The organism is Psychrobacter sp. CR212, assembly GCF_059693765.1.
Map to the genome: position 1 here is coordinate 123,373 of NZ_JCATIF010000001.1, position 20,425 is coordinate 143,797.

General features: G+C 43.6%; 19 protein-coding genes. 11 read left to right on the forward strand and 8 right to left on the reverse strand.

What is annotated here, in order from left to right:
- The first annotated feature begins 8 nt into the window (after nucleotides 1–8).
- A complete protein-coding gene (locus AC58CZ_RS00470) occupies nucleotides 9–506 on the forward strand; it encodes a hypothetical protein (protein ID WP_494223681.1) in 498 nt (165 codons plus the stop codon).
- A 141-nt stretch (nucleotides 507–647) separates the two neighbouring features.
- The gene (locus AC58CZ_RS00475) at nucleotides 648–1,169 is read left to right on the forward strand and encodes a cytochrome b/b6 domain-containing protein (protein ID WP_494223680.1); all 522 of its coding nucleotides are present in this window, start codon (nucleotides 648–650) and stop codon (nucleotides 1,167–1,169) included.
- A 143-nt stretch (nucleotides 1,170–1,312) separates the two neighbouring features.
- Here AC58CZ_RS00475 and minE read toward each other — a convergent pair whose 3' ends face one another.
- The 5 genes from minE to yihG all read right to left on the reverse strand — a co-directional run bounded on the left by minE (nucleotide 1,313) and on the right by yihG (nucleotide 6,131).
- The gene (gene minE / locus AC58CZ_RS00480) at nucleotides 1,313–1,600 is read right to left on the reverse strand and encodes a cell division topological specificity factor MinE (RefSeq protein ID WP_058025500.1); all 288 of its coding nucleotides are present in this window, start codon (nucleotides 1,598–1,600) and stop codon (nucleotides 1,313–1,315) included.
- A gap of 2 nt (nucleotides 1,601–1,602) precedes the next feature.
- Nucleotides 1,603–2,415, reverse strand: a complete 813-nt coding sequence (minD, locus tag AC58CZ_RS00485) for a septum site-determining protein MinD (protein WP_058025481.1) — start codon at nucleotides 2,413–2,415, stop codon at nucleotides 1,603–1,605.
- Between the two features lie 413 nt (nucleotides 2,416–2,828).
- Nucleotides 2,829–3,656, reverse strand: coding sequence for a septum site-determining protein MinC (gene minC, locus AC58CZ_RS00490; RefSeq protein WP_494223679.1), 828 nt, complete (start codon nucleotides 3,654–3,656; stop codon nucleotides 2,829–2,831).
- Nucleotides 3,657–3,732: 76 nt separating this feature from the next.
- Nucleotides 3,733–4,824 (reverse strand): hypothetical protein, encoded by a 1,092-nt coding sequence (locus AC58CZ_RS00495; RefSeq protein WP_494223678.1) that lies wholly within the window; start codon nucleotides 4,822–4,824, stop codon nucleotides 3,733–3,735.
- Between the two features lie 341 nt (nucleotides 4,825–5,165).
- Entirely contained in the window at nucleotides 5,166–6,131 is a 966-nt protein-coding gene (yihG, locus tag AC58CZ_RS00500) for a 1-acylglycerol-3-phosphate O-acyltransferase, YihG family (protein WP_494223677.1), read from the reverse strand.
- A gap of 451 nt (nucleotides 6,132–6,582) precedes the next feature.
- Between yihG and AC58CZ_RS00505 the strand changes: the two genes are divergently transcribed.
- The 7 genes from AC58CZ_RS00505 to AC58CZ_RS00535 all read left to right on the forward strand — a co-directional run bounded on the left by AC58CZ_RS00505 (nucleotide 6,583) and on the right by AC58CZ_RS00535 (nucleotide 15,327).
- Complete coding sequence (locus AC58CZ_RS00505; protein WP_186473662.1) at nucleotides 6,583–7,239, forward strand: YiaD family glycine zipper/OmpA-like lipoprotein; 657 nt, start codon at nucleotides 6,583–6,585, stop codon at nucleotides 7,237–7,239.
- 431 nt (nucleotides 7,240–7,670) lie between these two features.
- Nucleotides 7,671–9,128 (forward strand): imelysin family protein, encoded by a 1,458-nt coding sequence (locus AC58CZ_RS00510; protein WP_494223676.1) that lies wholly within the window; start codon nucleotides 7,671–7,673, stop codon nucleotides 9,126–9,128.
- A gap of 265 nt (nucleotides 9,129–9,393) precedes the next feature.
- On the forward strand, nucleotides 9,394–11,043 hold the full coding sequence (locus AC58CZ_RS00515) for a di-heme oxidoredictase family protein (RefSeq protein ID WP_494223675.1): 1,650 nt from the start codon (nucleotides 9,394–9,396) through the stop codon (nucleotides 11,041–11,043).
- An 83-nt stretch (nucleotides 11,044–11,126) separates the two neighbouring features.
- The gene (locus AC58CZ_RS00520) at nucleotides 11,127–12,278 is read left to right on the forward strand and encodes an imelysin family protein (protein WP_494223674.1); all 1,152 of its coding nucleotides are present in this window, start codon (nucleotides 11,127–11,129) and stop codon (nucleotides 12,276–12,278) included.
- A 3-nt stretch (nucleotides 12,279–12,281) separates the two neighbouring features.
- Nucleotides 12,282–13,817: a DUF1513 domain-containing protein gene (locus AC58CZ_RS00525; RefSeq protein ID WP_494223673.1), complete on the forward strand. Its 1,536-nt coding sequence runs from the start codon at nucleotides 12,282–12,284 to the stop codon at nucleotides 13,815–13,817.
- 49 nt (nucleotides 13,818–13,866) lie between these two features.
- Nucleotides 13,867–14,514, forward strand: coding sequence for a YgjP-like metallopeptidase domain-containing protein (locus AC58CZ_RS00530; RefSeq protein WP_494223672.1), 648 nt, complete (start codon nucleotides 13,867–13,869; stop codon nucleotides 14,512–14,514).
- A gap of 210 nt (nucleotides 14,515–14,724) precedes the next feature.
- The gene (locus AC58CZ_RS00535) at nucleotides 14,725–15,327 is read left to right on the forward strand and encodes a methyltransferase domain-containing protein (protein WP_494223671.1); all 603 of its coding nucleotides are present in this window, start codon (nucleotides 14,725–14,727) and stop codon (nucleotides 15,325–15,327) included.
- Here the strand turns inward: AC58CZ_RS00535 and AC58CZ_RS00540 are convergent.
- Together AC58CZ_RS00540 and AC58CZ_RS00545 are read right to left on the reverse strand one after the other, a co-directional pair.
- Nucleotides 15,305–15,976 carry an HD domain-containing protein gene (locus AC58CZ_RS00540; RefSeq protein ID WP_494223670.1) on the reverse strand — a complete coding sequence of 224 codons (672 nt, stop codon included), beginning with the start codon at nucleotides 15,974–15,976 and terminating at the stop codon, nucleotides 15,305–15,307. The genes AC58CZ_RS00535 and AC58CZ_RS00540 overlap by 23 nt on opposite strands.
- A gap of 23 nt (nucleotides 15,977–15,999) precedes the next feature.
- Entirely contained in the window at nucleotides 16,000–16,908 is a 909-nt protein-coding gene (locus AC58CZ_RS00545; RefSeq protein WP_058025493.1) for a hydrogen peroxide-inducible genes activator, read from the reverse strand.
- 266 nt (nucleotides 16,909–17,174) lie between these two features.
- Here AC58CZ_RS00545 and ahpC point away from each other — a divergent pair, with 266 nt between their 5' ends.
- Nucleotides 17,175–17,741: an alkyl hydroperoxide reductase subunit C gene (gene ahpC, locus AC58CZ_RS00550; RefSeq protein WP_058025494.1), complete on the forward strand. Its 567-nt coding sequence runs from the start codon at nucleotides 17,175–17,177 to the stop codon at nucleotides 17,739–17,741.
- A gap of 432 nt (nucleotides 17,742–18,173) precedes the next feature.
- Here ahpC and AC58CZ_RS00555 read toward each other — a convergent pair whose 3' ends face one another.
- Nucleotides 18,174–18,422: a DUF465 domain-containing protein gene (locus AC58CZ_RS00555; RefSeq protein ID WP_494223669.1), complete on the reverse strand. Its 249-nt coding sequence runs from the start codon at nucleotides 18,420–18,422 to the stop codon at nucleotides 18,174–18,176.
- A gap of 362 nt (nucleotides 18,423–18,784) precedes the next feature.
- Between AC58CZ_RS00555 and ahpF the strand changes: the two genes are divergently transcribed.
- Nucleotides 18,785–20,362: an alkyl hydroperoxide reductase subunit F gene (gene ahpF / locus AC58CZ_RS00560; RefSeq protein WP_494223668.1), complete on the forward strand. Its 1,578-nt coding sequence runs from the start codon at nucleotides 18,785–18,787 to the stop codon at nucleotides 20,360–20,362.
- Nucleotides 20,363–20,425: the final 63 nt, after the last annotated feature.

Sequence of the window (20,425 nt, forward strand, 5' to 3'; positions counted from 1 at the left end):
AGCGACGTATGAAACAAATTTTGAAACACTCATTTGAAGCGGTAAGTTTACTGACCACGAACAATGGTATGCTCGATGTGACTATCGTGCCAGCATCTAACCAACCCGATTGGATTATTCCGAGCAGTTTGATTTTGAGCGTCGACGATTATCAAGAGCGTATATCCAAGTATCAGTGGCAAGAGCAAAATCTTGCTGTCTTTCACTTGTTACCGCAAGATAGAACACCAGAGAAAGTCATCATACTAGAGGGCAATACCACCGAGCATCGATTTGCTTTGCAAACGGCAGGTGAACTGCGCCAATTACAAGCCCGTATTTCTGACGTCAAAGATACAGAGCTTCCCGAGCAGTTTGCGGATACTGGTGTTGATAAAATAGAAGGGCAGTCTGACGAAAACGTTGTGCTTTCTTATCTGTATCAAACCGTTATGATTGACGACAATGTTTATTTGGTACCAGACTTGGACAAAATTGCGCATCATTTGGTGAATTTAGATGACTAGATTCTCGTCTAAGTTTCAGTTATGCTTCACCTCATAGGTAGTACCCGAGCAATGCTGATTACTTTTTGTTATTGAATGAGTTGCTGCCCTATATATAATATCAATTATAAATAACGTTTAATAAAAACTATAGAGCCGCTCATGAATAATTCTAACGTATCGAAATGGTCGCTCAGCAGTCGTATATTTCATTGGATCAGCGCAGTTTTATTATTGATCACATGGGTGATGATACTGCTGTATGAAAATCTCGATAGCAATCTATATATCGGATTTCACAAAGCGTTTGGGATAAGCTTGTTGTTTTGGATGATTGCGCGAGTTATCAACCGCATCTTTACCAAAGCGCCACCGTCTATACCAATGCCAAAATGGCAATCGATGGTCTCTAAGTTATCGCATTTTGCGCTCTATGCCATTCTGATCGCTATGCCGCTTGCTGGTTTATTGATGACTGTATATGGTGGTCGTCCTGTCGATATCTTTGGTTTATTCCAAATACCCGTGTTTGTGACTCCTGATAGGAGTTTGGCCCGCTTTTATAATGATTTACATACCGATATTATTTGGCCAATGATCATCGGTTTTACAGCGCTGCATATTGGTGCTGCCTTGTATCATCAGTTTATCAAAAAAGACAATTTAATATCACGTATGAAATGATCTGCTATTGATCAATGCTCGAATGCTGTATACAGCATGCCGTACCAATAAACTTAAAGATGCAAAAAAGCCCTAAGTACATTACTTAGGGCTTTTTAAGTGATAAATGAAAGTGCTTACGGTCTAAAGGTCTGGTTACAAATTTACTTTTTGTGTTCCGGTAAATTAATGTTCATCTCTAACACATCTAAGCTGTCTTCTGAGCGATGATTGATATTGACATCATCAATCTGCACGCCATTCACATATTTGTTGACCACTTCTAAAATTTCACGTTTCATTTTTTCGATACGATCAACCGTTAGGCGGTTATTTAGACGATTTTCGCTAGCAACGATAACCTTGAGGCGTTCAGTAGCTAGATTGGCACTGCCTGCACTACTGTCGTCAGTACCAAATAGGCTACTCCAAAATCCTTTTTTCTTAGTCATCATTAACCCCCAAACCAGCGCTGTAGTAAACTCTTTTTCTTCACATCAATATGACGTAGTGGACGCTCTTCGCCTAAGAAACGGGCGACGATATCATCATAACATTGACCAGCAACAGAGTCGGTATAATGAATAACAGGCTCACCGTGGTTCGATGCTTCGAGCACAGAATGGCTCTCAGGCACAACGCCGAGCAATGGTACTTTTAAGATGTCATTTGAGATAGTGTCGATGTCCATCATCTCGTTCGCAGCAGCACGTTCTGCATTGTAACGAGTGATAACCAAGTGCTCACGTACAGAGCCTAGGTTTTCTTCAACCTTTTTCGTTTGACTTTGCAAAATACCGATGATGCGATCCGAGTCACGTACTGACGAAATCTCAGGGTTGGTAACAATGATGGCTTCGTCAGCGTGATACATGGCCAACTGTGCACCGCGCTCGATACCAGCAGGTGAGTCACAGATGATATAGTCAAACTGTTTAGACAGCTCAGTCATGACCTCTGCGACACCTTCATCCGTCAATGCGTCTTTATCACGCGTCTGACTAGCAGGAAGGATATACAGGTTTTCAAGCTGTTTGTCTTTGACAAGTGCTTGCGACAAGCGTGCGCTACCGGTAATGACATCAACGAAATCATAAACAATTCGGTTTTCACAACCCATGATCAAGTCTAGATTACGTAGACCTACATCAAAATCAATTACAACCGTTTTATAGCCACGCAATGCTAAGCCAGCGGCAAAAGAGGCGCTAGTCGTGGTTTTGCCCACACCGCCTTTACCTGAAGTGATTACAACTATCTTCGCCACAATGGCACACTCCTATGAATCAATGGGATATCTTTTATATAAATAGCACAATTGCATGGTATTTATCTACTAACTATATATGTACTATCTGCGAAGATAGCCTAGCATAAATATACAAGGATTTATAGCAAGTCTATATTAAAGCAGAAAAACAACTGAGATATGAGCTATAAAGGGCTTTTGCTTATAAATTTTACAGTTACTGGCGATAATTTTTAGCCGTTTGACAGCTATTTAAATATACGGCAAATAACGTTAGAACCAACACTTAATAATAGCTCAATTGTACGATTAATTTAATATATCTTGTTTTATTTATTTGACACAGCAGCTTATATAATTACAGCTTACCTTACCCAGTTTACTTTACTAGACAATCACCTAACCGTTTATTATTTTTAACTGAGTAATAATTAAGCTTCATCCATTACGATAAATACTAGGCCTTCACCTTCCACAAACTTTACTTGCACAGGTTTGTCAATCACGTGCTCAGGTAGGTTGTCTCGCAAACAATAAGTGCCTGCTACAGAAACCAGAGAAGGATTGAAAACTTGGCAAAAAATGCGGGCATCTTTGTCGCCTGTTGCGCCTGCCACCAAGCGACCTTGCGCACGTCCATAGACATGTAAGCTGTTGTCAGTGATGGCTTCAGCACCGCTATTCACACTATTTGTCAAAATCAAATCGCCGCCGACATGGTTCAAGCTTTGTCCTGAGCGCAGCATCTGGTCGTAGATGAGGCTGGTAATATGCTGAGCACTTAACAATGTCTCATCTGGAAGACTGGAGATGGTGGTTTCAGTGGCAGGTATATTTGCCGCACTCTCGGTGCTAGTATCGTTGGCTGATTCTGAGCGATTATCTTCTTTAGGTTTATTGGACGGTGTAGGGGCTGTTTTGCTAGGTACGATACGTTCAATGCGTTTACCATCTGCAGGAAAGATGGCCAAGCGCTGCTCACGCGCTTGATCATCAAGTAGGCCTGTCACCACACCGATCGGCTGTAGTCCCCATGACCATAATAGCTCTACTAAGGCAGATAAATCTTGCTCGACGTCGCTATCGATCAAGATAGGAATGTTGCTTGATTTATTGCTCAGTGTCTCAGTAAGCTGGGCTTCAATAGCGCCCAGATCGCTGGTGCTAAACTGTAAACGCGAAAAGGTCAGCATTTTGCCATATAGGGCTAAGGCTGGTGCTGCGCTTGCAGTCTGATTATTATTGTCTGAAACTGTCATATATAAACCCTTAAAAATAATTCTGTCGCTGTATTCACGGTGTCATTTTTATTATCGTGTCATGTTAGTAGGCATACTATAGATTGAGCATGTCTTGGTGTTTCCATTGCTGTACTTTTACTTGTGCTTCAAATGCAGTCAAACTGTCATCAATGATACTCGAAATCAGAGTATCAAGTGCACTATTATCGGTGTCTATTTGCGCGATACCACGGGCGATAGCGACCATCAATGAGTCAAGCCGCTCAGGGTCAAGCAGGCGCTTATTTAAGGCATAAACAACGTTTTCACCGATGTTGTGTCCGACATGCTGCAGTTGTGATTCGATCAGGCTACCCGCGATAGGAATCATGCGCAAATAGCGTCGCAGCTCAGGAGTATTGGCTAGACCTTCTTCAATAGCGTTGCCCATTTCGCTGGCTAATAGACTGCCACCACCTGATGAGGCAGTCAGCTCCTGTAGTTTTGGTGCAAGCTCTGAGCGCAGAATGGATAATACAGCCGCTTCAATCTCAGCACGGTTGCGCGTGATGGCTGACTCGATAAAAGATTTGTGCGTTTCAGGGTTGGTCAATTCCTGCCTAAAATTTTGGATGGTCGTCAGGATGACACGATCAGAGAGCTCTTCTAATAATAGGTCAATATAGAACTTAATACGATTGATCCATGGCTGCGGGAGTACTTGGTAGCCAAGCTGGTACAATCGGCGTCCGATAACAACGGCTCTAAATAACCGTAACAAACGTAGCTGCGGAAAACAGCCTAAAACTTCGTACCAGTGGACAAAAGGGAAGAAAAACCAGCGATAATAGACTTTTTCTTTGATTGCAATTGCCCAGCGTAATAATAATTCAGCAACCAAAAATATGGTAAAAAACCCACCAGCGGTACGCAACGGCTCATGCAACGTCGCCTGATACCAACTTAGTCCTTCGCTGACTGACAGCCATTGTGCAGCATTGGCACTAAAGTCGCTCATCAATACAGCATCCAGACTGATCAGCAGAAGATCAATACTGATAGCGATAAGCATCACGATATCATAAGTGAGCTTTAAACGACTGGGCTTTGGACGGTTTGGCCTTGGCGGCTCACTATTTGCAAGATGAGGCGACACCGGTGCAGTTGCAATAGGCGGGCTGGTAGTAGGAGAGGCGGGCACAGTCATACCTTATTAAGTGATAAATGGTACAAAAAATGAGTAAATTTTTGACCGCTATTAAAAATAACCATCAAAAATCGATGCGTAAATGATTAATCACATTATCAATGAATAAGGCCAAAAAACAACCCATCTATGATTAAAAATCATGCATAGCCACTTATAAAGTAATAATGATCATTTGCAACGCGACTATCATCAGTACAGTGCTCACGTATCATCATTAACCCCTGCGTTATTGATTACTCAAGCGCTTATGGCAGTATGGCTAGATTTTGTCCTTTATCGGACTATGAGTGCTGCGTCTTTTAAAAGGTATGTGATGACTTACGGCGTAAGTGAGTCATTTATTGAGCCACTTGAGTTTCAGGGGCTGTCTCAAAATCGGCCAGCATGTCGGTGATGCGCTGATCTTTTTGACGCCAAATGTGTTCAACCCAATCAAACATCTGTGCTTTTATTTCTTCATCATTTTCATAGCCACCTTGCTTAATACCTTCAAACAGCGCATCTGGTATATCGATATATCTTAGATCCACGCCCAAACGTTTGATATTGCCTTTCCACAGATCGCTATAGCTTGGTACGCCATCAGGATAGACGATGGTCACATCCAGTATGCCATCGATATCCTCGCCTAGGGCGTTAATCGCAAGGGATAAGCCGCCTGCTCGTGGTTTTAGCAAGTGCGTATAAGGAGACTGCTGTTTGGCATGTTTGGCCTTGGTAAAGCGCGTACCTTCTAAATAGTTGAGCAAGGTGAACGGCTTGTCTTTTAAAAGGGCACAGGCACGCTTGGCCTCTTCGATATCTTTACCTTTGAGTGCTGGGTTTTTGGCGATGGCTTCTTTAGAGTGTCTGCGCATCATGGGGAAATCTAAAAAGTAAAAAGCTTGCCCAACGATGGGGATATAGATCAGCTCAAATTTAGTAAAAAAGCGCGTCAATGGCAGGCGCTTTTCGCCAATGTATTGCACGATGCTGGTATCGACCCAAGATTGATGGTTGCTGACCAGAAGGTATTTACCATCGATGCGAATATCATCTGGTAGGCTGATACGCCAATCTTTGCGAGGCAGCATGTCATCGATTAGTGCACTGTTGCAACTGATCCAGTAAGTCGCGATTTTGATGACCGCTTTATCTGCAATAGGTGCACCCGTGATGACTTTGCCGACACCCATCAACCACAAAGGAATACTACCACCAAAGCTATTGGCAGTGATAACGCTTGCTGCTGTCGCTAATGAAACCGCCTTACCCAGTTTGGGCGTGCGTTTGTGCAGTTTTCGAATGGTAGATGTCAGTCGCATGCGTGATCCTTCTTGTTCAATCTGATTAATGAATAAGGCTTATATTGCACAATCTGATGCCGTCAAATATTCCTAAAATTGCCCGTACGGTGATTGACCAATAATCTAGTGAATAAAGAGCAAGCAGTTGAGCAAATAGATGAATGGAACCCTGAGGTGACGGTCATTTGATCATACAGATTTTGCCACATAATTTTAGCAGAAACGTTTCGCAGTGTACGAGTGTAAACGTGACTAGTGATAACAAGGAACAGGTATTGGATAGTTTAGATGCTAAGAAATACCGTAAAGTTAATCTGCACTTCTCATACATAGGTGTGACAAAATATTACACAGAGTTAGATTGTAATTGCCATAATAATGACGAAAGTAAATAAGTACTTAATAAGATTAACGGACAATCTTGATAAAGCACGATTTATAATATTTTTAAACTTATAGAGGAAATATCATGCGTAATACATTATTAATTGCAGCAGTAGCATCAGGTCTAGCACTTAGCGGTTGTACGACTGATCCAAACACTGGGCAGCAACGTTTGAATAAAGCTGCATTGGGTGGTTTGGTTGGTGCAGCAGGTGGTGCAACTATCTCAAAAGCAACAGGCGGCGAAAAGACTGGTCGTGATGCTGCTATCGGTGCAGCACTGGGTGCTGGCGTTGGTTACTACATGGAGCGTCAGGCTCGTCAGCTTGAGCAGCAAATGGCTGGTACAGGCGTGACTGTTAACCAAGACCCAACCACTGGTAACATTGATCTTGTTATGCCAGGTAGCATCACTTTCTCATTTGATGATGCAACACTTAACTCATCATTCAAGCCAACGCTAGACAAGCTTGCTTCAACCATGAACCAGTATAACCAGAACACAATCACGATCGCTGGTCACACTGATAGCCAAGGTTCAGCATCTTACAATATGGGTCTGTCACGTGACCGTGCTTACTCAGTTGCTAACTATCTAACGGCTCGCGGTGTTGCTTCTAACCGTATCAATGTAGTTGCTTATGGCGAGTCACGTCCAGTTGCTACCAACAACACTGAATCTGGTCGTCAGCAAAACCGCCGTGTTGAGCTAACGGTTAATGCACCACAAAGTGTAAACTAATTGACAGTTCTATATAGCTATTTGGTAGGTGCACATGATTTTCACGCACTTATCTAGCAAAAAGAGTCAGCAATATGCTGGCTCTTTTTTTATGCGCTAAATTTTGGTTCATCAAACTCGATAGTTAGGATAGCGCAGGTATAATGTAATGTCTGCTGTTCAAAATAGAATAGTGCTCTTTTAGTATTTGATAACATTTTATAAAAGGAGCATAAAGATTAATGATTATTAACATAAAATTAAGTATTGATAACGATTATCAATAACACTATAATTTGTTAGTGTTTTATTACTGAATAGTTACAGGCTTGATAATATGCGATAAGCATAAATATACGAGATCAAATCAGCTGATTAAGGCGTGATTTGATAATCGATATGATGGAAGCCATTTAACCAAAACGAATTTTGCTATCTCTTTGAGGATTTGTATGACGATTACCACAGAAACACGCCGTAAGATTTTACCAACTACTTTAGCTGTTGCACTTGCAGGATTGTTAATGGTATCGGGCTGTACCAAAAAAACCGAAGAAGACACTGCTGCTACTGAGACGCAGACAGAGGTTGTAAGCACAGAAACAGGCGACAATACAGAAATATCAGCTGCCGAAAAAGCACATATTGATAGACTGATGATCAGCTATGCAAACATGGCACACGCCGCTTACAAAGACTCGCTAGATACTGCTAAGGCATTACAAGCAGCGGTAGATACCTATGTTGCGACGCCAACTCAAGCCAACCTTGATGCGGCCAAAGCTGCCTATAAAGCTGCGCGCCAGCCGTACTCACAGACGGAAATCTTTCGTTTTGATGAAGGGTTTGTGACGGCAAATGATAAGCGCGCGATCAATAGCATTGATAGCTGGGAAGGTCAGATCAATGCTTGGCCACTGGATGAAGCGCTGATTGATTATGTCAGTGATGACTATGAAGGTGAGTACAACAGTCAAGAAAATATCATCAATAGCGATAGCATTACGGTCGGTAGTACCAAGCAAGATACCAGTACAATTACACCTGAGCTGCTTGCAGAAATGAACGAGATCGGTGGTAGCGAAGCCAATGTCACAACGGGCTATCATGCGATTGAGTTTATGCTATGGGGTCAAGATACCAATGGCGTAAAAGAAGGCGCGGGTAATCGCCCAGTCACTGATTATGTGACGGAAGCTGAACAATGTACCAGCGGTGATACGGTTAATGAAGATGCCAGTATTTGTGAGCGTCGTGGTGAGTTTTTAAAAGCCGCTACTCAACTACTGGTGGATGATTTGACAGCGATGGAAGCCCAGTGGCAGCCTGATACCGAAAATACTTTACGCAGTGATTTGATGGCGCGTAAATATGACAATGGCCTGCGTCAGATTATGTACCAAATGGGTAGTTTAGCACTGGGTGAGTTGGCTTCTGAGCGTATGCAGGTCGCTTTTGTCACAGGGTCTACCGAAGATGAGCACGAATGCTTTAGTGACTTGACGCATCTGAGCTATGCCAATAATGCCCGCGGTATCCAAAATGTCTTTAATGGTAGCTACCAGACAGTCGCTGGTAAAACAGTCGGTGGCTATGGTGTTAAAGACTATCTCGTTGACAGCGGTCATGTAGAGGAAGCTGATAAATTGGCCGCTGACTTTAGTAAAGTCGAAGGTGCATTCAACGTCATGGTTGAAAAGGGCGAGAAAGAAGGCATCAAAATTGACCAAATGATTGCAACGGTTGGTCAAGCAAGTCAAGAAGGCGTTTCTGCTGAAGAGCAGAATATCCGTCGCGGCTGGGTAGAAGCGGGTATTAATAGCTTGCAAGAGCTGACCGCTGGTATCGAAAATGCCGCAAAAGCCGTTGGTATTGATAATCTTGATGCAGATGCAGGGTCACAGTTTTAAGCGCATTTTTGATTATTAAAGGCTTTTTATTATATTCATCATGCTGAGTCAACTGTTATCAAGTAACAAGGCTCACTTTTATAAAAATATAGATTGGATCTCATATATACGTTGTCGATTACGGTCGGCAACGTATTTTTGCAATTATCAAAAGTTCGGAACATAGGCCGATAGGTCGGTGTTCCGAACCATAAAAGTCGATGACTAGATATGTAATCGTCATCGACATATTGGTTCTACTCTAAAACCAAGGCACTTAATTTTTATGAAAGCCATTTATATCAAATCCTCTGTTTTTCCTTTCTCATCTAGCATAATACAAAATTTGCCATCCAAACTTGCACTTATGATGGTGGGTACGGTGGCACTGAGCGCATGTCAACCAGCTGATAGCGTTTCGAATAAGACCTCGGGTAATGAGAGCAGCGCAAGCACCAGTGAAACAACTCAACCGCTCACCTCTGAACGTGCCGAAAATATCGAAGCACTGGCTGGCATGCCGATGCAGCAACTGGTCAGTTTTGATCCGCAAGAGATCAAGCAGGGTGGTGACTCTGGTATCAGTATTACCAGTGCTGAAAGCTACTCTAAGCCTTCATCGAACCTGACAGCGTCGCGCAAGGGCTCGTTTTTCATTGGTAATGCATTTTTTAAGCAGCCTTGGGTGGTCGCCCCTGCCAGTACCGACAGTCGAGATGGGCTTGGTGCGCTATTCAATGTGGCGGCTTGTCAGTCTTGCCATATCAAAGACGGCCGCGGTCATGCGCCCATGACTGCCGATGATGATGCGGACAGTTTATTGCTTCGTCTCTCTATGCCAGCAACAACGGATGAGCAGCGACAACAGTTACAGGACTCACTGATTGAAAAGGTCGTCCACCCTATGTATGGCGGGCAGTTGCAAGACCGAGGTATCCAAGGTGTCCCTGCTGAGGCCAGAATTGCAGTACAGTGGACAGATAAGTCAGTCACCTTTGCTGATGGTCATGTTGAGACGCTACGTGCGCCAACCTTTAATCTGACCAATCCTGGTTATGGCGCTTTTGATGAGGCGATGATGGTATCACCGCGAGTGGCGCTCCCAATGATTGGGCTTGGGCTGCTAGAGCAAATACCTGATGACGATATTAAAAAACAAGCAAACGATAAGAGCAATAGCGACATCAGTGGTAAGTTCAATTGGGTGATGGATCCACAGACGGGCAAACGTGCGCTTGGACGTTTTGGCTGGAAAGCCGGTCAAACCAAACTGATTATCCAAAATCAAAGTGCCTTTAACGAAGACATGGGTTTGACATCAAATATTCGTCCTCATGAGTCCTGCATGCCGACCCAGACCGAATGCTTAAATGCGTCAACAGGTGCTGATGAGCAAGGCAATGGCAAACCGCCCGTTGAGGTGAACGATGATGTGGCTAAGTTTGTGGAGTTCTATACCCGTAATTTGGCAGTGCCGCACCGCCGTAATGCAGATGATAAGCTTGTGCTGGCGGGCAAAAAGCGTTTTTATGACATGGGCTGTCAAAGCTGCCATACGCCAAGATATCAGCTACCAAAAACTGACGACGATCATCTTGAGCAGCATGGACAAGTGATTTATCCTTACACCGACCTATTGCTACATGACATGGGTGATGACCTTGCTGATCGTACTATCGCGGGTAAGCTACCACCCAAAGACGCTCAAGTTGAGTTTTTAGCCAATTCTTATGAATGGCGTACGCCCGCACTTTGGGGCGTGGGGCTTGCGCAAACGGTTGATCCACAAGCGACGTTTTTGCATGATGGACGCGCTCGTACGCTGATGGAAGCGGTTCTTTGGCACGGCGGAGAAGCCGAAAAGCAACAGCAACAAGTATTGAAATTAGACAAGCAAGGTCGCGCCGAGCTGAATGCGTTTCTAAAGTCGCTATAATAAGGTCACTGTAATACAGTCACTATTATAAAATCAGCACAAAAACGCTATAAATTACTACCTATAACATTACCGAGAAATCTATGAAAATAAATCACGCTTTGGCGATGGCGCTGTCTGCATTGAGTGCCGGGCTGCTGATCAGCTGTGTTAAACTTGCCGACGACAACAAATCTGCAGAAGTGGATAGTCAAGAAGTTGCACAGAATAACTCGACTACTGACAGCTCAGCAGAAAGCCGCAAGGAAAGCACTGAGCAGATCGTTGCGGTAGATATCAGCCCTGAGACTCAAAAAACGTATTTGACGCATGTGGCAGAGGACATTGTGATTCCTGCGTATGCTGATGCCGCAAAACAAAGTGATCTATTAAATGAATTGGCGCAGAAACATTGTCAGCAAGCACCCGTCAGCGGCGCTGAGCTACAAGCATTACGCGCGCAGTGGCTAGTATTGGCACAAGCGTGGTCAAGTGCTGAGATGATTAATTTTGGTCCTGCGACTGCCAGTATGAGCAATCTGTACATCAACTATTATCCTGATGAGCGCGGCTTGGTACATAGCGGCGTGTCTGATTTGATTGCTGCTAATCCAAAGCTAACGCCAGAGCAGCTCGCGGGCGAAAGCGCTATCGTACAAGGTGTACCAGGACTAGAAGAAGCCTTGTTTGCCAATGAGAGCTTAAATGCTGGTCAATGCGCCTACGTCATTAGCGCCAGTGGTGCTTTGAGCACGCGTCTAAAAGACATCGAGAAAAACTGGCAGCAAAACGCGACTGAGTTATTGGCGATAGATCAAACAGCAGAGAGCGATCAAGGCTTGAACCAATGGTTTAACTCGCTATTGTCACTGGTTGAGACCATGAAGTCTAACGCCATTGACCAGCCGCTCGGTCTGAGCGGCAAAGCAAAAGGTCATTTGCCAGCGGCTACGGCTGGTCAAAGCCGAGCTATTATCAATGCAAAACTAGATGCCATCAATAAAGCCATGACGGATCCCGTATTGACGGCGATACTTAATAGCAATGATGAGAGCACAGTCGCTAATAATCTATCGACGGCACTGGCTGACACGACCACTTTATTGGCACAAATGCCAGAAGATTTATCAGCTGCAGACAAAGACGATCAACAAGCGTTATATGACCATCTCACTACCGTTACTCGCTTGATTAAACGCGAGCTAATTCCAGCACTCGGTATCCGAGTGGGCTTTAATAGCACCGATGGCGATTAAGGGATGTTTATTACTAAAGGCAATACGGTGTCAGAAGATGAGCGTCATGACAGATCAAATGAGCCAAAAGCCAGTTCAGTAAGCCGTGAGCTTTTGACAACGTCCATGCTCACGGCAGTCGGCACAGCAGCGCTGGTCGGTATTCACCATCGTTATCGTAAGCAGCAGCATCCAAATGCCAGTCTACAAGATTATGTGGCGGGTATGCGAGCGCAGTTACAAGTATTGCAGCCGGCCACTGGCTCAACGCCAAACCTTAAACGTTTTCGCTATGCTTGTCAGCAAGCAGCGGTGACGTGGCAGCAAGCTTATCATCATGTCATAGATGATAATGAGAGTAACGTGCTTGATCTTACTACTATGCATACGACGACGATGCTCGCACGGCCTGTTCGCTGGGTCAGCGGTGTTGCCTCTATGCCAAAAAATAACGCGTCATTGAATCAAAATGAGCATGACTTTGGCGTGGTAGGTATTGATGCCGATAGACAAATCGTTTGGCAGACGACCATGCCTGAGCGTGTCCATGACATCGTTGTTCAGCCTACAAATGTATCTGAATCTCAAGTTCAGGATAGCAATGTCGACCAAAGGCGCGACGTCGTCGTCATGGGTCGGCGTCCAAGTGAAAAATTCTGGGTGCTTGATACCTCAAATGGACAAGTACAACATGCGATCAAAGCGGATTTACATCGTCACTTTTATGGCCATGCTTGTTATAGCTTAGATGGAAAATTGCTTTACGTAACTGAGAATGACACAGTGAGTCTGGCAGGTAAAATCGGTGTTTATGATGCTAACAACGCTTATAAAAAAGTAGCAGAATTTAACTCTTATGGCATCGGCCCGCATGAGCTAATTATGCATCCCGATGGAGAAACATTAGTCATTGCAAACGGTGGCATTAAGACTGAGCAGGCCTCACGTGAAGAGCTAAATTTAGATACTATGCGACCATCGCTAGTCTACCTCAATCGTCATGATGGCACACTGCTTGAGCAAGTGGTGCCTGAGCACAATCAGATGAGCATACGTCATTTAGCGATGCACAATGATGGCACTGTCATGATCGGTATTCAGTTCCAAGGCGAAAAGCATATCAATGTACCGTTAGTACTGACTCACCAGCGCGGTGATGTTAGCTTTACGCCACTGACTATGCCAAACAATCAATGGCAACGCTTTCATCAATATATTGCGAGCGTCGCCGTTGATAGCGACCGTAATTTGCTTTGTGTGACCACTCCGATCGGTGGCTGTGCGGCAATTTATGATTTGCATACTCGAGAGTTGATTGACGATGTGAGCCTGCCTGATTGTGCAGGGGCATCCGTCTTATCCAGTAATAGTGCAATCACCAATAACGTAGATGATATTAAACCGTCAGGATTTATCATCAGTGATGGGCAAGGGCAATTGACAGCGTTAAGAGTAAGTGTTTCGCCAGATTCAAAATTGAATGGTAAAGATGATAAGCATATTAGTACAGACAGCCAGTTGCATAGGATGTCCTTTGATAACCATTTGCAAGCGTTATAATACGTAGCCATTGGCACAGTTACTGTCATTGAGGAGATAAAACATTAGCTTGGAAATCCGTTTAGATACTATTAGACAGCAGCTCGCACAGGCAGATATTGAGCTACATATCAGCAAAAAGCGTGTCAAAAACATCAATTTTCGTTTAAAGCCGCATGTCTTGATGGTTTCTGTACCACTGCATATTAGTGATTCACGAGCTGCTGACGCGGTGGCGCGGCGAGTGTCTTGGGCGATTAACCACCATCCACAAGTGCTAGAGCAAAACCAGCGTAAAAAAAGCGCGCCATCAGGTCTTACAACTTCTAAGAACCCTGTCTATCTATGGGGCACTGAGCAGACCTTTATGTTAAGTCATGATGAAAAAATGGCCTACTATCGCCGACAGCTCTCCGATGTCATGCCGTCGCTATTTGAGAAGTGGCAGCCAATTGTTGGCACTTACGCCAATGAGATACGAGTAAAAAAAATGTACACACGCTGGGGCAGCTGCAACACGCGCGCGAAGCGAATTTGGTTGTCCGTTTATCTTCCTGCCTATCCTATAGAATGCACCGAGTATGTGATCGTCCATGAACTGTGCCATTTGCATCATGCCAATCATAGCCCTGCATTTTGGCAAACGGTGGCGAGTGCGATGCCAGATTATCAGCAATGGCATAACATATTGGCAGGCAAGATAGGCCAGTTGGATTAAACATGCCATCTAAATAATGTATAGTCAATCCTCTATAAAAGAGTCACAGCGTCAACCTTACTTGAAGTATCACATATACATCTGCGCTTGGTTGCCTTGTCTCTCTTTTAAACTGAATCAACTATAAATAATTTCGACAAGCCTGATATGATAAGAAATAACGATACAAATCGTGTCGTTTAAATGCAATTTTATATACAAGGATGTCAGATGGAAAACGTCAATCAAGCTGAGTTTTGGCAGGAGCGCTATGAGAAAAACAGTACTGGCTGGGATATGGGACAAGTATCACCACCGCTCAAAGCTTATATTGACCAGCTGCCTGAAAGTGCCAAGGATGAGGCGATACTCGTACCAGGTGCTGGTAATGCTTACGAGGTAGGCTATCTATATGAGCAAGGATTTACCAATGTCACGTTGGTTGATTTTGCGCCAGCCCCGATTGAAGCCTTTGCGGCGCGTTATCCCGACTTCCCATCTGAGCAGTTAATTTGTGCGAATTTTTTTAGTTTGTCAGCTGGGCAGTATCAATTTGATTGGATACTTGAGCAGACGTTTTTTTGTGCGATTAATCCAGCGCGCCGTGATGAATACGTGCAGCAGATGGCAAATCTGTTAAAGCCACAAGGCAAACTGGTGGGTTTGTTATTTGATACTGACTTTGGACGAGAGGAACCACCATTTGGTGGCACTAAAGAAGAGTACCAGCAGCGTTTTCAAAGCCATTTTGATATTGATATTATGGAACCTAGCTATAATTCACATCCAGCACGGCAAGGTAGTGAGTTATTTATAAAGCTGCGAGCGAAATAAGCTCGCGCTTGATATTGTCCCGAGCTTGCGCTTCTAATTGGCTATAGTAATAATCAGTCAAATAGAGTTTGGGATGCGCTAGTAATCCTTGTAATACCGCAGTGCGCCCATCACGGTAGTTGTCATCTGCGACGTGTGCATATTCTTGACGTATCGCTTGTGCATACTGCTGATAGGTAGGCCAAGGCGCACCCAAAATACTCAAATCCATATCCAATAAGTATGCCGCATCACTGTATTCAACACTATCTATCGACTCATCTATTTGATGATTGGCCGTCATCATGATGAATGCATAGATGTCTTGGCATTGCTCTGGGCGTAGATAAGAACTCAACGCGCCTACGGCATATTCAGCGCTTTTTTGCTCATTATCTACGCGTGTTGGGTCGTATATCACATCATGATAATACAGTGCCAACGCCACGAGATACGGAGCAGTTAGATGGTGTCTGATACTGTCAAACTGTACCAATAACTGCTCAATATGACTCAGGGTATGATAAGCTCGTTGTGGTTCACCGTAGCGCACAGAGATATCTTGCCAGAGGGCTTGTGCGTCGTCTGGTGTCACATCACTATTGAGAGCAGACAAGCATAAGTAAAAATCATTGCCCAGCTCCATATTTATAGGTGGCAATTCATTCATAATTAACCTTTGTCACTTGCCATTTATTTTGTATTAGCCGCATCTTTAAATGCCTTATTAAATACTTCTCCGAGCAAGCTGATATCATCGACACGGGCATAATTTAAGCGGGTGACAAAAGCAATATGGCGGTGTGGTCCTTCTTCAGCTAGAGGTACAGCGACAGCATTTTGATTTTGCAAGTGCAACTGATCGAGTGCCATTTCAGGCACTAGCGTCGTACCCATGTTGGCAAGCGCCATTTGAATCAGCGTGTTTAGACTGGCATCCGAGAAGCTTGATTTCATCTGTGCACGGTCAAAATGACAGACAGATAGCGTCTGATCGGTTAGGCAGTGGCCTTCACCAAGGAGCATAAGATTGGCAGTAGCTAGCTCGTCAGCGCTGATGGTATCAAGCTTGGCATGTACATCGTCTTTTGGGAAGACGGCAAAGAAGTCTTCACTCCAAAACTCAAAACTGTGCAGGCCATCTACAGCATATGGCAGCGCAATGATAGCCGTATCGATATGACCGTAGCGCACTTGCTCAAGCAACCGCTCGGTTTGCTGCTCAACGATCGTCATGCGGAACTCTGGATACTGAGCACGCAGCGCAGGTAGAACCTTTGGTAGCAAGTAAGGCGCAATCGTGGGAATGATACCGACGGTCATCGGATACGCCAGCGGTGTCTGATGGCTATGGGCGCGTGTGGTCAAATCACTCACTTCAGAGAACACGCGCTGTGCCCTTGTGAGGATTTCCTGACCGATAGGCGTAATCAGTACTTGCTTGTTATTGCGCTCAAAAATCTGTGTATCTAGCTGTTTTTCTAATTCTGCGATACCCAAGCTCAGGGCAGACTGCGAAATATTGCAATCTTCGGCAGCACGTTTGAAGTGACGATGTTTGGCGACGGCTAGGGCAAACTCAAGTTGTCGTAAAGTAATCATAAAACCTCTCTTTTAATGGGTTTTTAATGTAATTTATCCTGTCAGTAAGCCTCTATAAGGCAGCAAATTACCAGTTATGTACCAATGATAGGATATAGAAAGCATAGTTTAACAAGTTTAATAAAACAAAACATCACATTAAAAACTTTTAACTGGATTAACCGTAGAATTCGCGTATAGTTTGTCGGGTAGCCCAGAAAGCTAAAGGGCTAGTTAAAAAATCCCTATAAATAATTTTAATTTACTTAACAAGAGAGGAGCCAATCATGGCGTCTATTATTAATCAAGCAATCCCAGAGTTTTCAGCAGATGCATACGTAAACGGTGAGTTCAAAACCATCACCTCAGAAGACGTAAAAGGTAACTGGGCGATTTTCCTATTTTACCCAGCTGATTTTACCTTTGTTTGCCCAACTGAGCTAGAAGACATGGCCGCTCATTACGATGAGCTAAAAGGTCTTGGTGTCGAAGTGTACTCAGTATCAACTGACACGCATTTCACGCACAAAGCATGGCATGATTCTTCAGAAGCGATCGGCAAAGTACAGTATCCAATGATCGGCGATCCTACTGGTAAAATCACTCGTGGCTTCAATGTCATGATTGAAGAAGCAGGTTTAGCAGAGCGTGGTACGTTCCTAGTAGATCCTGATGGTCTGATTCAAGTAGCAGAAATTCACGCTGGCGGTATCGGCCGTAGCGCAAAAGATATGCTACGTAAAGTAAAAGCCGCTCAGTATGTTCGTGAAAACGATGGCGAAGTTTGCCCAGCAGCTTGGGAGCAAGGCGGCGATACACTTAAGCCAAGTCTTGACCTAGTTGGTAAAATCTAAGTAGTCATTTCATCCCTTAGATATTGCATCGCTTAGATAAAGTAGCACTGAACGTCATACTTGTAGTGTGAATCAGTTCTACAAATAAAGCCCCCATTAACTGATGTTGATGGGGGCTTTTTATGGCGCTAGCTACAATCTTATGAGTCTTATTTATTGATCATAAGCGTAGTAGGCGTAGTATAGTCGAACCACTATTAAAGTGTTACAGCGTTAGACTCGTTTAGCCTACTACTGTAGTACTTGCACTCGTCTGCCTTGTACCACTTTTAATATTGATTGACTATATAGTGAATTCAGTATAAAAACGATACAGTGGGACTGGGATAATTTTTTCGCAGCCTCTGTCTGCGTAGGCACAGCACGCAAGGAAAATTTAGACCAGTTCCACCTTGATATATAATGTATCTGTTTTATTTAGGATTGACTATATCAGGCGCGAGATTGTTCTTTATTTTTATCAATAATCTTATAAATCTCGTCTTTGAGATGTAATTTACGCCGTTTCATTTGTTCTATTTCTTCTTCACGGCTGGCATGCTTGACTAGATCTTTTTCGAGTTGATTGATTTTTTGATCAAGCTCGGCATGCTCATCAAAAATACTCGCAAAATGACTGTCTTTGAGCTTCAGTTCGGCAATAATATCTCTATTATCGTGGAAAGTATCTGTTTTTCTCATGTGTTCATCCTTGTCATGAAACGCAAGCTTGTCATAAGCAATCGCGTATGGTGTTAAAAAGAAGGCTTAACTTAAGAACTATTCTCGATTGTAGCGAAAAAATAGCCTAGATACTATGGCTATTATCTACCAGTATATTTGTATTTAATTAATTAAACCTGTTAACGATTGATTTTATAAAACGTAAGGTTTGAGTTTCTCAGCTTGCCCAAATACTGTGAACACCTGATAATAGGGTCATTCAAGAGCGAAAGCTCGATATATACAAGGTTTTTTATAAAATTATTAAGTGTAAGTATTTCATATTTAGGCGTGCAGCATGACAGTTGCCGTTACATATTCAGTCATAATGAGGAACTAACATGATAGATCAAAATTTATTAGACGCAGTTAAGACATATAGCGAAAACATGACGCGCCCGATTACTTTTGTATTGGGTAGCGGTGAGCACGATAAGCGCGCTGAATTGATCGACTTTTTGAGCAAGATTGCGGGTACGACTGACAAAATCAATTTCGATGAGCAGGTTATCGATAACAGTTTGCCAAGCGCGATTAGTTTTAAAGTAGTCAGTCATGTTGATGGAGAGACTGCTGATACAGGTATCGTATTTAGTGGTATTCCTGGTGGTCATGAGTTTACCTCATTGATCCTAGCCATTTTGCAAGCGGGTGGTCATACGCTGAAATTGGATGAAGGTATCCAAAAGCTAGTCAAACGCTTCAACAAGCCGCTACAGTTTCAGACCTACGTGTCACTATCATGCCATAACTGCCCAGAAGTGGTTCAGGCGTTGAATCAATTTGCGCTACTAAACGATGGTATCAGCAATGAGATGATCGATGGTGCGCTCTTCCAAGAGCAAGTAGAAGCAAACAAAATCCAAGGTGTACCGGCCGTATTCTTGAACGGTAAACCATTTGCCAATGGTCTGATTGACACTGCCAAACTGATTGGAAAATTACAAGAGCAGTTTCCTGATCTATTGTCAGATGTGGAAGATGATGCTGAGCAACTAGAGCAGCAAGATGTCACTATCATTGGTGCAGGTCCTGCAGGCGTTGCAGCAGCTATTTATACCGCGCGTAAAGGCTTAAAAGTCACCATGGTCGCTGATCGTATCGGTGGACAAGTCAAAGACACACAGGATATCGAAAACTTGATCTCTGTACCTTTAACCAATGGTACTGATTTGTCGACTAATTTCGTTAAGCACTTGGCTGAGTACAATATCACGCTAAGAGAGCATGTCAGTGTGAAAGATATCGGCGAGACAGAAGAAGAAAACTACAGTATCAATCTAAATACCGGCGAGACGTTTGAAACTCGTAGTATTATCTTGGCGACAGGTGCCCAATGGCGTAAGCTTGGCGTACCGGGCGAAGAAGAAAATATCGGTAAAGGCGTGGCGTTTTGTGCCCACTGTGACGGTCCATTCTTCAAAGGTAAAGACATCTCAGTGATCGGCGGTGGTAACTCAGGCGTTGAGGCTGCGTTAGATCTGGCAGGCATTGTTAAGCACGTCACAGTTTTAGAGTTCGCTGATGAGTTAAAAGCAGATCAGGTATTGATCAATAAAGCCAAAGAAAAATCCAATATTGAATTCATCACTGGTGCTGCAACCCAAGAGATCAAGGCGACTGATGGCAAAGTATCGTCCATCGTCTATCAAGATCGCAGCACAGGCGAGACACATGAGCGTGATTTATCAGGTGTGTTTGTACAAATCGGTCTCGTACCAAACACTGAATTTGTTAAAGGCTTTGTCGATTTAAACCGCTTTGGTGAGATTGAGATTGATGAGCGCTGCCGCACCGATCGCAAAGGTATTTTTGCCTGTGGTGATGTGACCACCGTACCATTTAAGCAGATTAATATTGCAATGGGTGAGGGTAGTAAAGCAGCATTGGCAGCATTTGAATATTTGGTTATGCAGTAAGTTTTAGTATCAGAATTAGTCTTAGAAGAAAAAGCCACCTTAATTGAGGTGGCTTTTTTTTGC

What these genes read in the sequence shown, in the direction of transcription:
- AC58CZ_RS00470 (WP_494223681.1), top strand. Translation starts at nt 9, where the DNA reads ATGAAACAAATTTTGAAACACTCATTTGAAGCGGTAAGTTTACTGACC.
- AC58CZ_RS00475 (WP_494223680.1), top strand. Translation starts at nt 648, where the DNA reads ATGAATAATTCTAACGTATCGAAATGGTCGCTCAGCAGTCGTATATTT.
- minE (WP_058025500.1), bottom strand. Translation starts at nt 1,600, where the DNA reads ATGACTAAGAAAAAAGGATTTTGGAGTAGCCTATTTGGTACTGACGAC.
- minC (WP_494223679.1), bottom strand. Translation starts at nt 3,656, where the DNA reads ATGACAGTTTCAGACAATAATAATCAGACTGCAAGCGCAGCACCAGCC.
- AC58CZ_RS00495 (WP_494223678.1), bottom strand. Translation starts at nt 4,824, where the DNA reads ATGACTGTGCCCGCCTCTCCTACTACCAGCCCGCCTATTGCAACTGCA.
- yihG (WP_494223677.1), bottom strand. Translation starts at nt 6,131, where the DNA reads ATGCGACTGACATCTACCATTCGAAAACTGCACAAACGCACGCCCAAA.
- AC58CZ_RS00505 (WP_186473662.1), top strand. Translation starts at nt 6,583, where the DNA reads ATGCGTAATACATTATTAATTGCAGCAGTAGCATCAGGTCTAGCACTT.
- AC58CZ_RS00510 (WP_494223676.1), top strand. Translation starts at nt 7,671, where the DNA reads ATGACGATTACCACAGAAACACGCCGTAAGATTTTACCAACTACTTTA.
- AC58CZ_RS00515 (WP_494223675.1), top strand. Translation starts at nt 9,394, where the DNA reads ATGAAAGCCATTTATATCAAATCCTCTGTTTTTCCTTTCTCATCTAGC.
- AC58CZ_RS00520 (WP_494223674.1), top strand. Translation starts at nt 11,127, where the DNA reads ATGAAAATAAATCACGCTTTGGCGATGGCGCTGTCTGCATTGAGTGCC.
- AC58CZ_RS00525 (WP_494223673.1), top strand. Translation starts at nt 12,282, where the DNA reads ATGTTTATTACTAAAGGCAATACGGTGTCAGAAGATGAGCGTCATGAC.
- AC58CZ_RS00535 (WP_494223671.1), top strand. Translation starts at nt 14,725, where the DNA reads ATGGAAAACGTCAATCAAGCTGAGTTTTGGCAGGAGCGCTATGAGAAA.
- AC58CZ_RS00540 (WP_494223670.1), bottom strand. Translation starts at nt 15,976, where the DNA reads ATGAATGAATTGCCACCTATAAATATGGAGCTGGGCAATGATTTTTAC.
- AC58CZ_RS00545 (WP_058025493.1), bottom strand. Translation starts at nt 16,908, where the DNA reads ATGATTACTTTACGACAACTTGAGTTTGCCCTAGCCGTCGCCAAACAT.
- ahpC (WP_058025494.1), top strand. Translation starts at nt 17,175, where the DNA reads ATGGCGTCTATTATTAATCAAGCAATCCCAGAGTTTTCAGCAGATGCA.
- AC58CZ_RS00555 (WP_494223669.1), bottom strand. Translation starts at nt 18,422, where the DNA reads ATGAGAAAAACAGATACTTTCCACGATAATAGAGATATTATTGCCGAA.
- ahpF (WP_494223668.1), top strand. Translation starts at nt 18,785, where the DNA reads ATGATAGATCAAAATTTATTAGACGCAGTTAAGACATATAGCGAAAAC.